Origin of the sequence: Streptomyces sp. NRRL F-6492 (genome assembly GCF_001280125.1) — a bacterium.
Lineage (GTDB): Bacteria > Actinomycetota > Actinomycetes > Streptomycetales > Streptomycetaceae > Streptomyces.
Map to the genome: position 1 here is coordinate 1 of NZ_LGEG01000284.1, position 19,443 is coordinate 19,443.

The following is a 19,443-nucleotide window of genomic DNA, read 5'->3' on the forward strand; positions in this document are numbered from 1 at the left end:
ATTTAGGTTTTGTTTTACTTTTACAACCGCGGGGGGGCCGACCCCCCACCCCCCCCCGCCCCCCCCCCCAAAAGGAACCGCCATGACCGCGTCCACCACCCTGCGCGAAGTGATCGGCCTCCCCCAGGAGCCGCCGCGCCTGAGCGAGTCGGTCCTGATCATGATCGACTTCCAGAACACCTACCGGACCGGCGTCATGCGGCTCGACGGGGCCGAGGAGGCCGTGGCCGCCGGCGCCCGGCTGCTCGCGGCCGCCCGCGCCGCCGGCACGCCGGTCGTCCACGTCGTCAACGACGGCGGCGAGGGCACCCCGTACGACATCCGGGCCGAGATCGGCTCGCCCAGCGACGAGGTCGCCCCGATCGAGGGCGAGAGGGTGGTCGTCAAGCGGTTCCCCGACGCTTTCCACGCCACGGAGCTCGAAGAGGTCCTGAAGGACCTCGGCGCCACCGGCGACCTGGTCCTCACCGGTTTCATGACTCACCTGTGCGTCCTGTTCACCGCCCAGGGCGCCTTCAACCGGGGCTACCGCCCGACCGTCGTCGCCGAGGCCACCGCCACCCGGCCCCTGGCGGCGCCGGACGGCACCGTCCTGTCGTCGGACGCGCTGGCGGCCGCGAGCCTGACGACGGTCTCCGACCTGTTCGGCACGGTGGTCCGCACGGTCGGCGAACTCGTGGACCCCGTGCCGGTCGCCTGATCCGCCCGGAACGTACGGCACCGGGAGTTCACCCGGGGTGCGCCCGGACATCCCCCGCCGATCGGCCGCGGGTCGCCCGCCTCGGCGGTAATGGCGTCCGGCCCGTGCGTGACGACCCCACCTCCGGGCGTTCCGCGCCGTACGACCCCTGGAGGACGTGTGCCCCCCGCCGCCGCGACCGTGCCCGACGAGGCCGAGGGCGAGGAAGAGGCGGACCCCGGGCCCCGGGCCGGGGCCCCGGCCGGGGGAGCGCGGGCCGCGGGCGCCGCCGCCCTGCTCACCGCCGTGCTGTTCTGCCTCGCCACCGCGCTCTCCCGCAGCCACCCCTTCGGCCCGGTCACCAGGAACGTCGTCGACCTGGGCCAGCAGTACCTGCCGTACCACGCCTACTGGCGCTCCCTCCTCCTCGGCGAGACGCACGGCGACGCCTTCCTCAACTGGAACTCCGGCTTCGGCTCCGGCTTCCTCGGCGACATCGGCACCTACCTGAGCAGCCCCGCCGGCCTGCTCGTCGTGTTCTTCCCGGCGGACCGGATCGAGCTCGCGCTGTACGTCGTCACCGCCGTCAAGATCACCGCCGCCGGGGCCGCCATGGCGCTGCTGCTCCTCCGGCTGCGCCCCGGGCCCCGGCCGGTCGCCGCCGTGCTCGGCACCGCGTACGCCCTCTCGGGCTGGACCCTCAACTTCGGCTCCACCGTCCCGATGTGGCTCGACGGCCTCGTCGCCCTCCCGCTGCTCTGCCTGGTCGGCGAATGGGCCCGCACCGGCCGCCGCCCCGTCCTCGGGCCGCTCGTCGTCGCCCTCGCCTGGACCGCCAACTTCTACACCGCGTACATGGCGACCCTCGGCGCGGCCGTCGTCCTCGCCGTCCGGCTGCTCACCGCCGAGGAGACCGCCACCGCCCGGCGGCGCCTCGCCGGGGCGCTGCGCGCCGCCCGGGGCGTCCTCATCGGCGTCGGACTCGCCGCACCGCTCGTCGCGGTCGTCTTCCTCGGCACGAAGACCGCCGACCCCACCCCGGAGGTCACCTTCGCGCCCGTGGCCTGGACGGAGGTCCTCGCCCGGTTCCTGCCCGCCACCGCGAGCACGTCCAGCCCCGCCCTCTTCGTCGGCACGCCCGCCCTCGCCCTCGCCCTGACGCTGCCCTTCAACCGGGCCGTCGCCCCGCGCGTCCGGGCCGCCCTGACGGCCGCCGTCGTCCTGGTGACGCTCTCCCTCCAGTGGGAGCCCACCCATCTGCTCTGGCACGCGGGGGCCTCGCCCAACGGCGTTCCGTACCGTCAGGCCTTCGTCCTGTGCGGCCTGCTGCTGATCGCGGCCTGGTTCTCGGTCGCCGGGGGAGTGCCCCGGCCGGCCGCGCTCCTCGGGGGCGGCGCCCTGCTCGGCGCCCTCGCGTGGACGGCCCGGGGGAGCGCCGACGTCGACCGGTGGACCTTCCCCGCCTTCGGCGCGGCCGCGCTCCTGGCACTCGTCGCCGCCCTCCTCGCCCTGACGGCCTCCCGGGCCGGTCGGGCCCTGCCCGTCCTCGCGGCCTCCGGGTCCGGCCGGGTCCTGTCCGCCCTCGCCGTGGTCCTGCTCGTCGCCGCCCAGGGGGGCGAGGCGGTCGTCACCGGGAAGCGGATCGAGGAGCGGCAGCGGAGCGAGGTCGCCTGGTCGCCCCGGACCGGCCCCTGGCACGAGGCCGTGGCCCGCGAGGCGGCCCGGGCGGACGCCTGGCCCCGCCACCGCACGGACCCCGGAGAGGTCCCCGGCGGCAACGACGCCCTGCTCGTCGGCGGACAGGGCGCCGAGTACTACAGCAGCCTCACCTCCGAGGCGACCTCCCGGACCCTCGTCTCCCTGGGCTTCGGCTCCTACGCCAAGGGCCGGCACCCGGTCACCCTCGACAACCCCGTGACCGACGCCCTGTTCTCCGTCGGCACCCGGATCCGCTCGCGACCGACGGAGCCGGTACGGCGGGACGCGCCGCCCCGCGCCGCGGTCACCGTCACCACCACCCCCGTACCGCCCCTGGTCACCGTCCGCCCGTCGCCGCGACCGGCCGGTCCCGCCGGGGACTCCGCCTTCGCCCGGCAGGAACGCCTCCTCGGCGCCTCCGTGTACGAGCGGCCCGCCCCCCGCCGCACCGGACGCGTCCTCACCGCCCGCTGCCCGGCCGGCTCCCAGGTCTGGTTCTGGGCGCCGGAGTACCGGGGCACGGCGGCCCTCGCGGGCGAGGAGCCCGTGCGCTTCGACGGCAGGCCACCGGCCGTCACCGCCCCCATGGGCGCCCTCGGCACCGCGCCGGACTCCGGCGAGGTGCGCGTCGACCTCGGCCCCGAGGGCGAGGTGCGCCTGCCCCGGGAACCGGTCGGCTGCCTGGCCCGCGCCCGCCTCGACGCCGCCGTGGACCGGCTCACCGCCACCGGCGCCACCCGGGTCAGCACCACCGGACACACCGTCACCGCCGAACTCCCGCCGGGCAGTACGGGCGTCGCCGTCCTCGCAGCGCCCCGGATCTCCGGCTGGAGGTGCGCCGCCGGGGACGCGGAACTCCGCCCCGCGCGCGCGTACGAGGGCCTGGTCGCCGTCCCCCTCGACGGGCGGGCGGACACCGTCCGCTGCTCCTTCCGGCCGCCGGGCCTCCGGCTCGGCGGCGCCGTCGGCGCGGCCGCGCTCCTCGCGCTCGTCGCGACGGGCGCCCTGCACCGCGGACGGACGCGCGGGTGACCGGCCGTCACCGGCTTTCCGGGGAGGACGGCGAAAGTTCACCCCGCGTGCACGCGGGGCTCGTTCGGCCGGAGCGGCGGGCCGTTACCGTACCCGCCGTAAACGGGGTTTGACAGTCCGATTCAGTGTGGGGAACCCGAGTGCCGAAACTGTCCGTCGTCGTACCGTTCCACAACGTCGGGGCCTACGCCCCCGACACCCTGCGCAGCCTCGCGAACAACGCCGATCCCGCATTCGAGTTCCTGCTGGTCGACGACTGCTCGACGGACGACACCCCGGAGATCCTCGACCGCTGGCGCGACCGCCTGCCGAACGCCACCGTCATCCGGCACGAGACGAACCGGGGCGTCGCCCAGGCGCGCAACACCGGGATCGACGCGGCACGCGGCGACTACCTCACCTTCCTCGACGGGGACGACTGGTACGCGCCCGGCCACCTGAGCGCCGCCGTCGCCGGGATCTCCGGCCTGGACTGCGACTTCGCCCGCACCGACCACGTCCTGTCGGAGGGCCGCAGGCGCCAGATCCGCTACGCCCCCGCCCAGCGGCGCGACACCGTGATGGACCCCAGGGACGGCATCTCGCCGGCCGCCATGGTGACGATGGTGGACTACCCCTTCGTCCCCTTCGGCATCTACAGCAGCCGCCTCTTCGCGCACGGCGCCTCCCGCTTCGAGACGACCCTGAGGACCGCCGAGGACCGCCTCTGGATCTGGCGGCTCCACCTCAAGGCCCGCACCTTCGCGGCGCTCTCCCTGCACGGGGTCTTCTACCGGCGGGGCGTCACCACCTCGCTCACCCAGATCACCGACCACCGGCAGCTGGACTTCATCCCCTCGTACGACCTCCTGCTCGCCGAGGTCTCCGAGGACGCCGAGGCGGACCGCTTCCTCCCGAAGGCGGTCCGCACGTACTGCGCGATGATCGCCTTCCACATGGGCAAGGCCGAGAAGTACGAACCCGCCGTCGCCGAGCGGCTGCGCGCCGACGTCGGCGACGCGCTGCGCCGCATGCCGCAGCGGGTCCTCGACGAGACCCTCGCCACCATGGACACCCGCCGCGGCACCCTCCTCCGGGGCCTGCGCGAGGCCGGAAGGACCGCCTGAACCATGACCCCCGAGACAGCCCCCCGCACGGCCCCCGCCTCCGTCCCGGTTCCCGACGCCCGTCCCGTCCAGATCTTCCAGGTGTCCACCCTCTACGGCGCCGCCACCCTGGCCGCCGCCCTCGACGCCGGGCGGTTCGGCCCCCGCGAGGACGCCCGCCGGCTCCTCCTCGTCTCGCACAACGCCGAGATCCCGGAGACCGCGCTGCGCCTGGAGACCATGACCGGCTACGGGCGGATCGCCGCCCGCTTCGACGGCACCCTCGACTGGAACGAGACGATCCACCCGTACCACCCCGCCGCCTGGGCCCCCCGCCCCGAGGAGGCCCCGCTCTGGCAGCGCGTGCTGCGCACCGCCTGGGACCTCGGCGACGCCCCGGTGGAACTGGTCGTCGAGTCCATCCAGGTCAACCCCGCGAAGGCGCTCGCCGGCACCTTCCCCGAGAGCTCCCTGCACGTCTACGCCGACGGCCTGATGAGCTACGGCCCCACCCGCAACGACCTCGCGCAGTCGATCGCCTGCCGCGTCCGCCGGGTCCTCCACCTCGACCTGGTGCCGGGCCTGCGGCCCCTCCTCCTCGCCGAGTACGGCGTCGAGCCCGAGCTCGTCCCCGACGACGCCTTCCGCGCCGTCCTCGCCGAGATCGCCGAGGAGGCCGCCGACGACCCGGCGATCGCGCGGGCGGCCGCCGCCGGACCCACGGCCCTCCTGCTCGGCCAGTACCTCGCCGCCCTCGGCCTCCTCACCGCCGAGGAGGAAGAGGAGCTGCACGTGCGGATGCTGCGCGGGGCGGTCGCCGCCGGGCACCGCTCCGTCGTCTTCAAGCCCCACCCGACCGCGCCCGTCCGCTACTCCCGGGCCCTCGACGAGGAGGCGGAACGCACCGGCGTGCGCCTGACGGTCCTCGACGGGCCGCTGCTCGCCGAGACCTTCTACGAGCGGTGCCGGCCCCGGCTCGTCGTCGGCTGCTTCTCCACGGCGATGCTCACCGCCGCCGTCTACTACGGCGTGCCCGTCGCGCGCGTGGGCACGGCAGAGGTGCTCGAACGGCTCACCCCCTTCGAGAACAGCAACCGCGTCCCGCTCACCGTCGTCGACCACCTCGTCGCGGACCTGGAGCGGGGCGAGGAGCCCGCCGTCCCCGGACCGGCCCCCGCCTCCCTCACGCCCCTGGTCCGGGCCGTCGGCTACTGCATGCGGCACGCCAGCCACCCGGAGCTCCGGGAGGAGGCGGCCCGCTTCCTGGCCGCCCACCACGACGCCCCCGGCACCGCCCACCACTTCGACGCCGAACGGTTGACCCTGCTCGGCCTGCCGGGCGGAGCGACGGCGCCCGCCCCGGGCGGCGGCGCGTCCCGGCTGCGCCGCGGCCTCGCGCGCAGCCGCCGGGGCTGAGCCGGGACGCACCGCCCGTGACCGCCGCCCCGGTCAGCGCCCGGCCGACCTGACCAGGGTGAAGACCGCGCCCTCCGGGTCCGCCACCACGGCGAGCCGCCCCGCCGTGCCGTCGCGCGGCGGGGACAGGACCCGTCCGCCGAGCTCCACGACGAGCAGGGCGGCCGCGTCCACGTCGGCCACCTCGAAGTACGTCATCCAGTGCGGGCCCCGGTCCCGCGGCAGCGCGTCGCCGACACCGTGCAGGGAGGCCACCGGGGTCCCGTCCACGAAGAGCGTCGCGTAGTCGTCCTCGGGCGAGTCCGCCGGACCCAGCTCGAAGCCGAAGACCGTCCGGTAGAACTTGCCGATCGACGTCTCGTACGTGAGCAGCTCGTTCCACACCGGGGTCCCCGGCGGTCCCGCCGTCGCCGTGCCGTGGTGCGCCTTCGCCTGCCAGACGCCGAAGACCGCGCCCGTCGGGTCGGAGCAGATCGCCAGGCGGCCCGCCTCGCCCGCGTCCAGCGGGCCCACCGCCACGGTCCCGCCGCAGCCCCGGATGGACTCGGCGGTCTCGCCGGCGTCCTCGGTGGCCAGGTAGGGGGTCCAGGCGATGCGCAGGTGCCGGTCGGTCGGCAGTCGGCCGATGCCCGCCACCTCCCTGCCGCCGAGCAGGGCGCGGACGTACGGGCCGAGCTGCTCGGGACCGGGTACGAACTCCCAGTCGAAGAGCGCGTTGTAGAACTCCTGCGTGGCGTCAAGCCCGTGCACCATCAGGCTCACCCAACAGGGTGTGCCGGGTGGGCGCCGAGTCGCCTCGGTCATCGTCACCCTCTCCTCGGACCATCGTCGTGGCCGTGCCCCCGTCCGATGGTGAAACCGGTGGTGGCGCGGTGCGCACGGGCCGTGTCGGGTGCCGGTGCGCTCCCGTGGGAAAGACGCCGGGTCCGTCCCGCGCGGCCGTGCGGCTGCGCGAGTATGGCATCCATGAAGCCCATCATCTCCGCAAGCGAACTGCCGAGCGAGTCGGCCGGGGTCCGGCCGCCGGCCCTCCTGGACGTCCGCTGGGCGCTCGGCGGCCCGCCCGGACGGCCCGCCTACGAGGCCGGCCACCTGCCCGGCGCGGTCTACGTCGACCTGGACACGGAACTCGCGGGACCGCCCGGCGGCGGCGGCCGCCACCCGCTGCCCGACCCGGAGGCCTTCGGCGCCGCGATGCGCCGCGCGGGCGTCTCGGCGGACCGGCCGGTCGTGGTCTACGACGGCGGCTCCGGCTGGGGCGCCGCCCGCGCCTGGTGGCTGCTGCGCTGGGCGGGCCACCCGGACGTGCGGGTCCTGGACGGGGGCCTCGCGGCCTGGACGGGCGAGCTGACGGAGAAGGTCCCCGTGCCCGAGCCGGGCGACTTCCGGCCGCGGCCGGGCGCCCTCGGCCTGCTCGACGCGGACGGGGCGGCGGCGCTGGCCCGCTCGGGGCTGCTCCTGGACGCGCGGGCGGCCGAGCGCTACCGCGGGGACGTGGAGCCGATCGACCGCGTCGGCGGCCACATCCCGGGCGCGGTCTCGGCCCCGACGACCGAGAACGTCGACGCCGGGGGCCTCTTCCTGGCCGCCGACGCCCTGCGGGACCGGTTCGCCGCCCTGGGCGCGGCCGAGGGGACCCCGGTCGCGGTCTACTGCGGCTCCGGCGTCTCCGGCGCCCACGAGGTCCTCGCCCTGGAGATCGCCGGCATCCCGGCGTCCCTCTACGCCGGCTCCTGGTCGGAGTGGTCCGCCGACCCGTCCCGCCCGGTGGCCACGGGCCCCGACCCGCTATAGCGCGTACGGGCGGGCAACGGACATGACGGGGCCCGCGCCGTGACCACGGCGCGGGCCCCTCTCCGTACACCTCGTGACACCTCGTGCGCCTCCGTGACGGAGGTCAGTCCTGCTTCTTCCTCCGCGTGCCGAAGACGATCTCGTCCCAGCTGGGCACCGCCGCACGCCGCCCCGGGCGGACGCCGTCCGCCTCGGCCTGGCGGTCCGTGGTGCCGGTGAGGCGGTCGCGGTGGCCCGAGACCGCGCGGGGCATGAGCACGTCGGCGTACGCGGCGCCCGCGCCCGCCGAGGCGGCCGGCGCCGGGGGCTCCTCGGCCTCCGGCTCCTCCGAGGGCTCGGAGTCCGGCTGCTCGGGCACGACCATGTCGCCGCGGAAGCTCGGCACCGCCTCCAGGAGGCTGGTCAGGGAGTCCCGCTCGTCCTCCGGCTCGGGCGGCGGCGCGGGGGCCCGCTCCAGCTGGCGGTCCAGGGCGCGGTCGAGCGGCCGGTCCCGGGGCAGCCGGGCGATGCGCGGCACGAACGGGAAGCTGGGCTCCGGCGCGGCGGCGATCGTGTCGTCCGTCTCGCCGATCAGGGCCCGCGCCTCGTCGTCCACGGCCTGGACGAGCCGCCGGGGCGGGTCGTACGTCCAGCTGGCCGTGTGGACCTCGCCCGCGACGCGGTAGACGAGCAGCACCTCCCAGGTGCCGTCGTCCCGCCGCCAGGAGTCCCACTGCACGGTGTCCTTCTCGGCGCCGCGCAGCAGCAGCCGCTCCTGCACCGCCTCGCCGAGCTGGGGGCCGCTGTTCTCCCCGGGCCTGCGGACCGGGGTCTTGCGGGCCCGCTCCGCCATGAAGGCGCGCTCCGCGAGCACGGGGCCCTCGAAGCGGCGCACGCGGTCGACGGGGATGCCGGCGAGCTGGGCGACCTCCTCCGCGGAGGCACCGGCTCGTATCCGCGCCTGGATGTCGCGGGGGCGGAGGTGGCTCTCCACCTCGATCTCGATCTGGCCGAGGCGCGCGCGGTCGTTGCGCACGGCGGCGCGGAGCCGCTCGTCGATCGGAAGCGTGTACTCCGTGCTGTCAGCAGCCTTCAGCACCAGTCGTGTGCCGTCGTTGGAGACGGCCACGACACGCAGTTCGGGCATGGGGACCTCCCGGGTGGTGCCTGCCGACGTCACGTGCGTCGCTGCTTCCGCTAGTCGAGTGTGGCCTGCCCGGGTGCAGCCTGCCACTACCTTGCCGAGTTGCCCGGCGTGTCGGGCATGGACCCTGGGGCGCCGTTATGGCACGGTTACCTCTTCACTACCCGGAGTGACTGGTGGTCACTCCTCGTGATCGGTCTCCGTGCGATGCCGCGGCGCCGCCGGTTCGAGCGCCGTCTCCGGCTCCCTTCCCGTGATCCCGGGCACCCGTGAGGGCGTCCGGACCCAGGGTTCGTCAATGTACTCCATTCGGGCCACCTGGGTGGACAGGCGCGCCGCCCAACTTCTCGGGCGGCACGGGAGTTGGGTCTCCGGGGCCTCCTCCCCGCGTGTCCCTCTTCACAGAAAGAGCGGAAACGGAACTATTCCCTTCCCCCATTTGTCCCTTCTGGGTGCAAGGCACTCGGATGAGTCAGCAGGGGTTGGAGATGCGCCACAGGCCGGAAACCGACACCGACGAGCCGAAGGAGGCGAAGACGGAGGAGCGCGAGAAGGACGAGGAGAGCGGCAGGAGAAGGATCGACCTGAGCGTCGCCCAGGTCTCGGGCAGCGCCCTGGCCGCGGTCATCGCCGCCAAGCTCGCCTCGACCCTGGGCGTGTACGGCACGATCATCGGCGCCGGCGTGATCAGTGTCATCGCCACCTGCGGCGGCCCCCTCTTCCAGTACGTCTTCCGGCGCACCGGCGAGCAGGTCCGCGACGCGACCGCCGCCGCCCGGCCCCGGGGCCGCCAGGTCCCGCTCGCGGCCGGTGCCGCGCCCGGCGCGGGGCCCGCGCGGGACGACGCCACCCTGCTGCTCGCCGCGGTCCCGCCGCCCCTCCCGGAACGGGAGGAGTTCGGCGAGGCGACCACCCACGGCACCCGGGTGCGGGGCTGGAAGCGCCCGGCGATCGCCGCCGCCCTGGTCTTCGGCGTCACCATGGGCGGCATCACCACCTACGAGCTGGTCGCCGGGGAGGACTTCAGCGGCCGGCAGGGGACCACCACCTTCGGCTCGGCCGTCCGCGGCGGCGGGCACGGCGGACAGGACGCGCCGGACCCGGGCGGGGAGACCACCCCGACGCCCTCCGGCTCGTCCGACGGCACCGGACGGCCCGGGGACGGCACCACCTCCGGGCCCGGACCCGCCCCGAGCTCCGGCGACCGGGACTCCGGGCGGCCGGACACCGGACAGGACGGAAGCGGGACCCCGTCGGCCGAGCCGACGCCCTCCGCGCCCACCGACGGCGGGACGACGCCCCCGCCGGAGCCGACCGGCCCCACCACGGGACCGACCGCCCCGACCCTGGAGCCGTCCACCGGCACGGGACCGACCGGGGTCCCGACCGCCCCGTCGTTCCCGGCGCCGACCGGACCCGACACCGGAACCGGCGCGGAACCCGGAGCCGAATAGACGGAGACGGCCGCCACGCACGCGTGGCGGCCGTCTCCGTCCTTCCCGACCGGGCCCTCAGTCGCCGAGGATCCGCCGCAGGTGGTCGTTGGCGAAGAGCCGGTCCGGGTCGAGCCGGTCGCGCAGCGCCGTGAACTCGGCGAAGCGCGGATAGACCTCCGAGAAGTAGGCGGCGTCGCGGGTGTGCAGCTTGCCCCAGTGGGGACGGCCCCCGTGCGCCGTCATGATGCGCTCCACCGCCGTGAAGTACGCCCGGTGGGGCGTTCCCCTGTAGAGGTGCACGGCGATGTAGGCGGTCTCCCGCCCCGAGGCCGTGGACAGCGCGATGTCGTCCGCCGGGGCCGTGCGCACCTCCACCGGGAAGCTCACCTTGAGCGGCGAGCGCTCGACCATCGCCTTGACCTCGCGCAGCGCGGCGACCGCCGCCTCGCGCGGCAGCGCGTACTCCATCTCCACGAAGCGCACCCGGCGCGGCGAGGTGAAGACCTTGTACGGGATGTCGGTGTACGTACGGGCCGACAGGGCCCGGCTGGAGACCCTGGCGAGCGCGGGGACGACCGGCGGCACCGCCCTGCCGAGCGAGCAGGCGAGCTGGAAGACCCCGTTGGAGAGGAGCTCGTCCTCCACCCAGCCGCTGATCCGCCCGGGGGGAGCGGCGGGGCCCGCGCTGCGGTTGTTGCGCTTGGTGTTGCAGTTGTCCGTGTGGGGGAACCAGTAGAACTCGAAGTGCTCGTTCTCCGCGTGCAGCGCGTCGAACTCCGAGGTGACCCGGTCGAAGGTCATCGGCTCCTCGCGCGCGGTGAGCAGGAAGACCGGCTCCACCGCGAAGGTGATCGCGGTGACCACGCCGAGGGCGCCGAGCCCGATCCGGGCGGCCGCGAAGACCTCCGGACTCTCCTTCTCCGAACAGGTCAGCAGCTGTCCGTCGGCCGTCACCAGTTCGAGGGCGCGGATCTGCGCGGCCACCGACGCCGAGTCGCGGCCCGTGCCGTGCGTACCGGTGGAGACGGCCCCGGCGACGGTCTGCTCCATGATGTCGCCCATGTTCGTGAGCGACAGGCCCTCCCGGGCCAGCGCCACGTTGAGCCGCTTCAGCGAGGTGCCCGACTCGACCGTCACGGTCATCGCCTCGCGGTCGATCCGCCGGATCCCGGTCAGCAGACCCGGCCGGATCAGCACCCCGTCGGTGGCCGCGATCGGGGTGAAGGAGTGGCCGGTGCCGACCGTCTTCACCCGCAGCCCGTCCTCGGCCGCCCGGCGCACCGCCTCGGCGAGCTCCTCGGCCGAGGCCGGGCTCACCTCACGGGCCGGGCGGGAGGTGACGTTCCCCGCCCAGTTGCGCCACGGACCGCTCGCCGTCCCGCCGCTCCCCGACCCCGCTGTCGTCGTCCCGCTCACGCTGCCCCTCCCGGTTCGGCGCCGGCCTGCGCAGCCGGCGGTGTCCGAGAAGACCCACCGCGACCGCGACCGCGCCCGAGACGACGGGCACCACGTACCCCGCTTCCGCTCCCGACGCGTCGACCACCCAGCCCGCGGCGGAGGAGCCGAGCGCCACGCCGATCGCGAGACCCGTACCCGTCCAGGTCATGCCCTCGGTCAGCTTGGTGCGCGGTACGTGCGCTTCGACGAGGGCCATCGTGGTCACCATCGTAGGTGCGATGGACAGGCCCGCGACGAAGAGCGCCACGGCCAGCAACGGCAGGTTCCCGGCCAGTAGGAGGGGGATCATACTCACGGCCATCGCGCAGACGCCCAGCAGCCACCTGCGGGACGGCTCGCCCTTGAGGTGGAGCAGGCCGAAGACGGCCCCGGCCAGACAGGAGCCCAGCGCGTAGACGGCCAGGACGAGGCTGGCGGCGGCCTTGTGGCCCCGCTCCTCGGCGAAGGCCACGGTCACCACGTCCACCGAGCCGAAGACGGCGCCGGTGGCGACGAAGGCGAGCACCAGGACCCGCAGGCCGGGGGAGCGGAGCAGGGAGGTCTCCCGCTCGCCGCCCTGCCGCGGGTGCGGCCGGGGCTCCGTGGAGCGCTGCGCGGTCAGCCAGAAGACGCCGATCGCGAGGAACACCCCGGCGAGCAGCGGACCGGCCTCGGGGAACCAGGTCGTCGACAGGCCGATGGAGATGATCGGGCCGAAGATGAAGCACACCTCGTCGACGATCGACTCCCAGGAGTACGCCGTGTGCAGGCTCCGTCCCTCGCCCCGGTAGATCTCCGCCCAGCGGGCCCGGATCATCGCCCCGACGCTCGGCACGCAGCCGATCACGGCGGTGAACGCGAAGAGCGTCCAGTCCGGGGCCTCCCGCTGCACGCAGAGCAGCAGCCCGGCGCCCGCGGCGAGCGACACCAGCGTCACCGGCCGGAGCACCCGGCGCTGCCCGTGCCGGTCGACCAGGCGCGAGACCAGGGGGCCGAGGACGGCGGCGGACATCGCGAGCGTCGCCGAGAGCGCGCCGGCGAGGCCGTACCTGCCGGTGACCTGCGAGATCATGGTGACGATGCCGATGCCCATCATGGACAGGGGCATCCGGCCGAAGAAGCCGGCGACGGAGAACGACGCGGCTCCGGGTGCCGCGAAGATCGCGCGGTAGGGACTGGGCAAGAGGGTCTCCGGAATCTCCGTGCTTCGGAGCGTGCTCCGCGCGACGACTCGGCACGTGCTCCTGCGCGATCGCCGGGCGCGTGTAGTTAACAGCTAAAGCCTACGGCGTTGAACTGAATGGGTCATCCCCCTTTTCGGACGACCGGGGCGAACACCCGCCCGACACCCCTTCCGGCGGACCGCGCCCCGCCACCCCCCTTTCCGACGGGCCGCGCCCCCGTCGCCACGGCCGGGTGGGAGGATCGGTGCCATGTCCGATCAGCACGATCCCGCCCCGTACGACGCCCTGCTGCTGCTCTCCTTCGGCGGTCCCGAGGGCCCGGACGACGTGGTCCCGTTCCTGGAGAACGTGACGCGCGGCCGCGGCATCCCGAAGGAACGGCTCAAGGAGGTGGGGCAGCACTACTTCCTCTTCGGCGGCGTCTCCCCGATCAACGACCAGAACCGCGCGCTCCTCGACGCGCTGCGGACGGACTTCGCGGAGGCCGGACTCGGCCTCCCGGTCTACTGGGGGAACCGGAACTGGGCGCCGTACCTCACCGACGCCCTCCGGGAGATGGTCACCGACGGCCGGCGCCACATCGCCGTCCTCGCCACCAGCGCGTACGCCTCCTACTCCGGCTGCCGCCAGTACCGCGAGAACCTCGCCGACGCGCTCGCGACCCTGGAGGCGGAGGGCCTCCCGCTGCCCCGCGTCGACAAGCTCCGGCACTACTTCAACCACCCCGGCTTCGTCGAGCCCATGGTCGAGGGCGTCCTCGCCTCCCTCGCCGAACTCGACCCCGCCGTGCGGGACGGCGCCCACCTCGCCTTCACCACCCACTCCATCCCCGACTCCTCCGCCGACACCTCGGGACCGGCCCGCGAGCACGGCGAGGGCGGGGCCTACGTGCGCCAGCACCTCGACGTGGCACGGACGATCGCCGACGCCGTCCGCGAGCGGACCGGCACCGACCACCCCTGGAAGCTCGTCTACCAGTCCCGCAGCGGCGCCCCGCACATCCCGTGGCTGGAGCCCGACATCTGCGACCACCTGGAGGAGCTGCACGGCGCCGGCGCGCCCGCGGCCGTCATGGTCCCGATCGGCTTCGTCTCCGACCACATGGAGGTCCTGTACGACCTCGACACCGAGGCCACGGCCAAGGCGGCCGAACTCGGCCTGCCCGTCCGGCGCTCGGCCACCGTCGGCTCCGACCCGCGCTTCGCCGCCGCAGTCCGCGACCTCGTCCTGGAGCGGGCCGCCGGGGAGCGCGGGATCCGGGTGGAGCGGTGCGCCCTGGGCGCGCTCGGGCCCTCCCACGACCTGTGCCCGATCGGCTGCTGCCCGGCCAGGACGGAGCGGCCCGCGGCGGCCGGCGCCGACAGCCCGTACGCGTGAGGCCCCCCGGCGCGCGGCGGAGCCGCACGCGCAGGTGAAGCCCGTGACCCGCCCGTACGCCCGTACACCCGTGCACCCGTACGCGCAAGGAGATCCCATGACCGAGGTTCCCGACCCCCTGCTCACCGAGCTGCACGAGATCGCCCTGGAGGCGGCGCGGCGGGCCGGAGCGCTGCTGCGCGACGGCCGGCCCGACGACCTGACCGTGGCGAAGACCAAGACGAGCCCCATCGACGTGGTCACCGAGATGGACATCGCCGCCGAGAAGCTCATCACCGGCTTCCTCGCCGAGCACCGCCCGCGGGACGGCCTCCTCGGCGAGGAGGGCGCCGCCAGCCCCGGCACGAGCGGCGTGCGCTGGGTCATCGACCCGCTCGACGGCACCGTGAACTACCTGTACGGCCTGCCCACCTGGGGCGTCTCGATCGCCGCCGAACGGGACGGCGAGACCGTCGTCGGCGTGGTCGAGGCGCCGCTGCGCGGCGAGACGTACCACGCGGTCCTCGGCCGCGGCGCGCACGCGGGGGACCGGCGGCTCGCCGTCCGCCCCTCGCCCCCGCTCGACCAGGCCCTGCTCGGCACCGGCTTCGCCTACGTCCAGACCCGCCGCGCCCACCAGGCCGACGTCGCCCGGCGGGTGATCCCGCGGGTCCGCGACATCCGGCGCGCCGGCTCGGCCGCCATCGACCTCTGCGACGTCGCCGCGGGCCGCCTCGACGCCTACTACGAGCGCGGCCTCAACCCCTGGGACCTCGCGGCGGGCGCGCTGATCGCCCGCGAGGCGGGCGCCCTGACCGGCGGCCGCCCCGGGGAGCCGGAGTCCGGAGAGCTGACCGTGGCGGCCTCCCCGGGCCTCTTCACGCCCCTCCAGGAGCTCCTGGAGGAGCTGGGGGCCTGGCACGACTGACCCGGTCCCGGCGGGCCGTGAGCGGACGGACGAGGGCCCCGGTGCCGGGACGGCGCCGGGGCCCCGCGCGGGTGTGCCGCTCCACCGGCGGGAGCGGCGGGGCGGGTCAGACGCCCGGCACGGCCACCTCCACGCCGTGCTCGGCGGCCAGGCGGTGCAGGTCCTCCAGCTCGGCCTGCTCCACCTCCGCCAGGTAGTCGTCTCCCGTCTCACGCGCCCGCGTGAGGTCCGTCTGCGTGGTCCTGATGCGGTGCAGCAGGCCGGCCGTGAAAGCGTCCATCGTGCGCCCCCTCGTCGTGGGTCCGGTGGCACGGGGGTGTGCCGAGGGTGGGTCGGATCACGCGCTGCGGTCTCTGGGGGACAGAGAGCGTCGGGTGGCGCGCCACATACAGGGCGTGATCGCGGGGTGTGCAGTCGTCCTCCCCAACCCCTTTCGCGGAGAAACCTCAACTGGCCCGCGAATCAGGTGAATTCTCGGTGCCCCCTCCGGAGGCCCCGCCCGGCCCCGGCCCCGCACCGCCGCCTTACAGCCGGTTTACGCGCGTACGGGGCAGGATGGACACCCACAGTCAGCTCAGGTACCGGCCGCTCCCGCCCCGGGTCGCGGTCAGAGGGAAGGATGTACGACGTGCGCGTACTCGTCGTCGAGGACGAGCAGCTGCTCGCCGATGCGGTGGCCACCGGACTGCGCCGGGAGGCCATGGCCGTCGACGTCGTGTACGACGGCGCGGCCGCCCTGGAGCGCGTGGGGGTCAACGACTACGACGTCGTCGTCCTCGACCGCGACCTCCCCCTCGTGCACGGCGACGACGTCTGCCGCAGGATCGTCGAGCTGGGCATGCCCACGCGCGTCCTGATGCTCACCGCCTCCGGCGACGTCAGCGACCGCGTGGAGGGCCTCGAACTGGGCGCGGACGACTACCTCCCCAAGCCCTTCGCCTTCACCGAGCTCACCGCGCGCGTGCGGGCCCTCGGCCGCCGCACGACCGTGCCCCTCCCGCCCGTCCTGGAGCGCGCCGGCATCAGGCTCGACCCGAACCGCCGCGAGGTCTTCCGGGACGGCCGCGAGGTCCAGCTCGCGCCGAAGGAGTTCGCCGTCCTGGAGGTCCTCATGCGCAGCGAGGGCGCCGTCGTCTCGGCCGAGCAGCTCCTGGAGAAGGCCTGGGACGAGAACACCGACCCGTTCACCAACGTGGTGCGCGTCACCGTCATGACCCTGCGCCGCAAGCTGGGGGAGCCCCCCGTCATCGTCACCGTGCCCGGCTCCGGCTACCGGATCTGAGTCGATGGCCACGACCCCCGTGCCCCACCCCCAGGCACCCCCCAAGCCGACCTGGGACCCCCGGGACCCCGTCCGCCCGCTCCTGCGCCCGACCATCCGCATACGGCTCACCCTGCTGTACGGCGGGATGTTCCTGATCGCGGGCATCCTGCTGCTCTCGATCATCTACCTCTTCACCGCGCAGGCCCTCAGCGACAGCGCGGCCCAGCTGCCCTTCAAGATCGTCAAGGGCGAGGTCCAGCCCACCACCTCGTGGTGCGACCTGCCCAACACGGGCACCGTCGAGCAGTTCAACGACGCGGTGTCCGTCTGCCTCCGGCACCAGAGCGACCTGGCCCTGGACGACCTGCTGCGCCGCTCGCTCTTCGCCCTGCTGGGCCTGAGCATCATCGCCTTCGCCTTCGGCTACGCCATGGCGGGACGGGTGCTCTCCCCGCTCGGCCGGATCACCCGCACCGCCCGCCAGGTGGCCGGTTCGGACCTGTCCCGGCGGATCGAGCTGGACGGCCCGGACGACGAGCTCAAGGAGCTCGCCGACACCTTCGACGAGATGCTGGAGCGCCTGGAGCGGGCCTTCACCGCCCAGCAGCGGTTCGTCGCGAACGCCTCGCACGAGCTGCGGACCCCGCTCGCGATCAACCGCACCCTCCTGGAGGTGCACCTCTCGGACCCCGGCGCGCCCGTGGAGCTCCAGCAGCTCGGCAAGACCCTGCTCGCCACCAACGAGCGCAGCGAGCAGCTCGTCGAGGGCCTGCTGCTGCTCGCCCGGAGCGACAACCAGATCATCGAGCGCAAACCCGTCGACCTCGCCGAGGTCGCCGAGCGGGGCGTCGACCAGGTGCACGCCGAGGCCGAGGCCAGGGGCGTCGAGATCCGCGGCGAGCGCGCGCCCGCCGTCGTCCAGGGCAACGGCGTCCTGCTCGAACGGATCGCGCTGAACCTGCTCCAGAACGCCGTGCGGTACAACGTGCCGGAGGGCGGCTGGGTGGAGGTCACCACCGAGGTCGAGAACGGCCAGGCGGTGCTGCTCGTCTCGAACACGGGACCCGTGGTCCCCGCGTACGAGATCGACAACCTCTTCGAGCCGTTCCGGCGGCTCCGGCAGGAGCGGACCGGCAGCGACAAGGGGGTCGGTCTCGGCCTGTCGATCGCCCGGTCCGTGGCCCGCGCCCACGGCGGCCGTATCATCGCGGAGCCCCGCGAGGGCGGTGGTCTCGTGATGCGCGTCACTCTGCCGATCTGACACACTGCACGAGCCGACCGGTTCCGTTCGCTTTGCGCGGAATTCCGTGGCCCCACTCCTGAGACGCTCATGTGTGATCGATCACAGGAGGGGGTGTGCGGGCATCCACTCTCCGTGACCGGGAAATCCCTCCGAAAACCAGGAAAAGTCCGGGTTTTCGGGACCCCGGATGACGGGAAGTACACGGGGTGGCGCCTGTGAAGGATGCCCGCGGGACCGTGTACGGTCCGGTTCGCCACCCGAAGCCGATCACTCGTGAGAGGGCGCGACGGGTGTCGATTGAGTAACAGACCTTGATGTGAGGCAAAATCTCCGCCTCAGGTCGGGCACAAGTCCGACCTCTCACGCGTTACGTGCGCTGGAGACACCGCAACCACCCAGAGGGGGAGAGCGACATGGCAACGGATTACGACACCCCACGCAAGACCGACGACGACGTCGACTCGGACAGCCTTGAAGAACTGAAGGCCCGCCGGAACGACAAGTCGACCTCGACCGTCGACGTCGACGAGTTCGAGGCCGCCGAAGGCCTGGAGCTTCCCGGCGCCGACCTCTCGAACGAGGAGCTGGCCGTCCGGGTCCTGCCCAAGCAGGCCGACGAGTTCACCTGCATGAGCTGCTTCCTCGTGCACCACCGGAGCCAGCTGGCCCGGGAGAAGAACGGTCAGCCCATCTGCCGCGACTGCGACTGAGAACGCTCGACCGTGGCAGGCGACACACCGTCCCGGAAGCGGCGTCTGCGGCTCCCCGGGAGCTCGCGGACGGACAAGGGCGTACCAGGCCCGGCAGAGGGCGCCCAGGAGGCCCCCGACGCCGAGCCCACCGCCTCCCTGCCCTCCCTCGGCACACGTGACGACGAGCGGGGCCTACCGGCCTCGCTCGAAGCGGCCGCCGGACCGGAGGCACCCCTCCCCGCGGAGCGGGGCACGGGGCAGGACGACGGGTCGCCCGTCGAAGCACGACGGGCCGGGCGCCTCGACGCCGTCAAACGGCTCGCCGAGCCCGCACGGGGCCGGCTCGACAGGATGAGGATCGACTCCGACCGGATCGACGCCGTCCGGCGCGGCGTCGCCCAGGGCGTCAAACGCGGCGGAGACGGCGCCAGGGCCGGCATCGGCTACCTCGCCGACCGGCTGATCGACCTCGCCCCGCGGATCCCCGTCCGCGACCTGGCGACCCTGCGCAGACAGTTCCCCGGGCTCGGCCCCGAGGAGATCGCCGACAAACTCGTCGCCGGCGCGGCGAACGCGTCCTCGACCGTGGGCGCGGGCATCGGCGCCGCCGCCATGCTCCCCATGCCCCCGGCCATGCCGGCCGAGCTGGCGGCCGAGATCACCGGCGTCGCCGCCGTGGAACTCAAGCTCATCGCCGAACTGCACGAGGTGTACGGGCTGCGTCCCCCCGGCCGGCTCACCCAGCGCTCGGCGGCCTACCTGACCTCCTGGGCCGAGGAGCGGGGCGTCGACCCCACCAAGCCCACCACCGTCAACGCGGCGCTCGGCGGACAGCTCAAGCGCGAACTGCGCCAGCAGATCATGAAGCGCATGGTGCGCAACCTGCCGAACCTCATGCCGTTCATGGTCGGAGCCGCCGTCGGCGCGGTCATGAACCGCCGCGACACCAAGAAGCTCGCCTCGCGCATCCGCGAGGACCTGCGCGGCCGCCAGGTCCCCTGGGACGCCCTCCCGGAGCTGCCCCCGCTGGAGCGGCCCGAGAACCCGCCGGAACTGGGCTTCTAGCCGCGCCCGCC

The 19,443-nt window shown here is 74.3% G+C and carries 17 protein-coding genes; 12 read left to right on the forward strand and 5 right to left on the reverse strand.

Translation table 11 applies throughout. The features are described 5' to 3' along the window. Window positions 1-82 precede the first annotated feature (82 nt). The 4 genes from ADL08_RS34310 to ADL08_RS34325 all read left to right on the forward strand — a co-directional run bounded on the left by ADL08_RS34310 (window position 83) and on the right by ADL08_RS34325 (window position 5,910). Entirely contained in the window at window positions 83-700 is a 618-nt protein-coding gene (locus ADL08_RS34310) for an isochorismatase family protein (protein WP_053650119.1), read from the forward strand. A gap of 159 nt (window positions 701-859) precedes the next feature. Next, window positions 860-3,409, forward strand: a complete 2,550-nt coding sequence (locus tag ADL08_RS34315) for a YfhO family protein (RefSeq protein ID WP_107092022.1) — start codon at window positions 860-862, stop codon at window positions 3,407-3,409. Window positions 3,410-3,549: 140 nt separating this feature from the next. Then, on the forward strand, window positions 3,550-4,515 hold the full coding sequence (locus ADL08_RS34320; protein WP_053650121.1) for a glycosyltransferase family 2 protein: 966 nt from the start codon (window positions 3,550-3,552) through the stop codon (window positions 4,513-4,515). A gap of 3 nt (window positions 4,516-4,518) precedes the next feature. Then, on the forward strand, window positions 4,519-5,910 hold the full coding sequence (locus ADL08_RS34325; RefSeq protein WP_107092023.1) for a polysialyltransferase family glycosyltransferase: 1,392 nt from the start codon (window positions 4,519-4,521) through the stop codon (window positions 5,908-5,910). A 33-nt stretch (window positions 5,911-5,943) separates the two neighbouring features. On the opposite strand, the gene ADL08_RS34330 is transcribed toward ADL08_RS34325, so the two are convergent. Then, window positions 5,944-6,714, reverse strand: a complete 771-nt coding sequence (locus ADL08_RS34330) for a VOC family protein (RefSeq protein WP_053650123.1) — start codon at window positions 6,712-6,714, stop codon at window positions 5,944-5,946. Between the two features lie 162 nt (window positions 6,715-6,876). Here ADL08_RS34330 and ADL08_RS34335 point away from each other — a divergent pair, with 162 nt between their 5' ends. After that, a complete protein-coding gene (locus tag ADL08_RS34335) occupies window positions 6,877-7,704 on the forward strand; it encodes a sulfurtransferase (protein ID WP_053650125.1) in 828 nt (275 codons plus the stop codon). A gap of 103 nt (window positions 7,705-7,807) precedes the next feature. On the opposite strand, the gene sepH is transcribed toward ADL08_RS34335, so the two are convergent. Next, complete coding sequence (sepH, locus tag ADL08_RS34340; RefSeq protein WP_078968193.1) at window positions 7,808-8,863, reverse strand: septation protein SepH; 1,056 nt, start codon at window positions 8,861-8,863, stop codon at window positions 7,808-7,810. A 452-nt stretch (window positions 8,864-9,315) separates the two neighbouring features. On the opposite strand from sepH, the gene ADL08_RS34345 reads away from it, so the two are divergent. Beyond that, window positions 9,316-10,281, forward strand: coding sequence for a hypothetical protein (locus tag ADL08_RS34345; RefSeq protein ID WP_078968195.1), 966 nt, complete (start codon window positions 9,316-9,318; stop codon window positions 10,279-10,281). 57 nt (window positions 10,282-10,338) lie between these two features. Here the strand turns inward: ADL08_RS34345 and ADL08_RS34350 are convergent, their stop codons facing one another. Together ADL08_RS34350 and ADL08_RS34355 are read right to left on the reverse strand one after the other, a co-directional pair. Beyond that, window positions 10,339-11,679: a D-arabinono-1,4-lactone oxidase gene (locus ADL08_RS34350; protein WP_053650130.1), complete on the reverse strand. Its 1,341-nt coding sequence runs from the start codon at window positions 11,677-11,679 to the stop codon at window positions 10,339-10,341. After that, window positions 11,582-12,883 carry an MFS transporter gene (locus ADL08_RS34355; protein WP_053650133.1) on the reverse strand — a complete coding sequence of 434 codons (1,302 nt, stop codon included), beginning with the start codon at window positions 12,881-12,883 and terminating at the stop codon, window positions 11,582-11,584. The genes ADL08_RS34350 and ADL08_RS34355 overlap by 98 nt, the downstream gene beginning before the upstream one ends. Before the next feature lie 250 nt (window positions 12,884-13,133). On the opposite strand from ADL08_RS34355, the gene ADL08_RS34360 reads away from it, so the two are divergent. After that, window positions 13,134-14,261 carry a ferrochelatase gene (locus tag ADL08_RS34360; RefSeq protein WP_053650135.1) on the forward strand — a complete coding sequence of 376 codons (1,128 nt, stop codon included), beginning with the start codon at window positions 13,134-13,136 and terminating at the stop codon, window positions 14,259-14,261. 97 nt (window positions 14,262-14,358) lie between these two features. Then, a complete protein-coding gene (locus tag ADL08_RS34365) occupies window positions 14,359-15,168 on the forward strand; it encodes an inositol monophosphatase family protein (protein WP_053650137.1) in 810 nt (269 codons plus the stop codon). 106 nt (window positions 15,169-15,274) lie between these two features. On the opposite strand, the gene ADL08_RS37800 is transcribed toward ADL08_RS34365, so the two are convergent. Then, window positions 15,275-15,448 carry a hypothetical protein gene (locus tag ADL08_RS37800; RefSeq protein WP_167346881.1) on the reverse strand — a complete coding sequence of 58 codons (174 nt, stop codon included), beginning with the start codon at window positions 15,446-15,448 and terminating at the stop codon, window positions 15,275-15,277. Between the two features lie 348 nt (window positions 15,449-15,796). Here ADL08_RS37800 and ADL08_RS34370 point away from each other — a divergent pair, with 348 nt between their 5' ends. The 4 genes from ADL08_RS34370 to ADL08_RS34385 all read left to right on the forward strand — a co-directional run bounded on the left by ADL08_RS34370 (window position 15,797) and on the right by ADL08_RS34385 (window position 19,432). Next, window positions 15,797-16,450: a response regulator transcription factor gene (locus ADL08_RS34370; RefSeq protein ID WP_053650177.1), complete on the forward strand. Its 654-nt coding sequence runs from the start codon at window positions 15,797-15,799 to the stop codon at window positions 16,448-16,450. 4 nt (window positions 16,451-16,454) lie between these two features. After that, window positions 16,455-17,693 carry a sensor histidine kinase gene (locus ADL08_RS34375; RefSeq protein WP_053650139.1) on the forward strand — a complete coding sequence of 413 codons (1,239 nt, stop codon included), beginning with the start codon at window positions 16,455-16,457 and terminating at the stop codon, window positions 17,691-17,693. Window positions 17,694-18,088: 395 nt separating this feature from the next. After that, a complete protein-coding gene (locus ADL08_RS34380; RefSeq protein WP_003955561.1) occupies window positions 18,089-18,385 on the forward strand; it encodes a DUF4193 domain-containing protein in 297 nt (98 codons plus the stop codon). Window positions 18,386-18,397: 12 nt separating this feature from the next. Further along, a complete protein-coding gene (locus ADL08_RS34385; protein WP_053650141.1) occupies window positions 18,398-19,432 on the forward strand; it encodes a hypothetical protein in 1,035 nt (344 codons plus the stop codon). Window positions 19,433-19,443 lie beyond the last annotated feature (11 nt).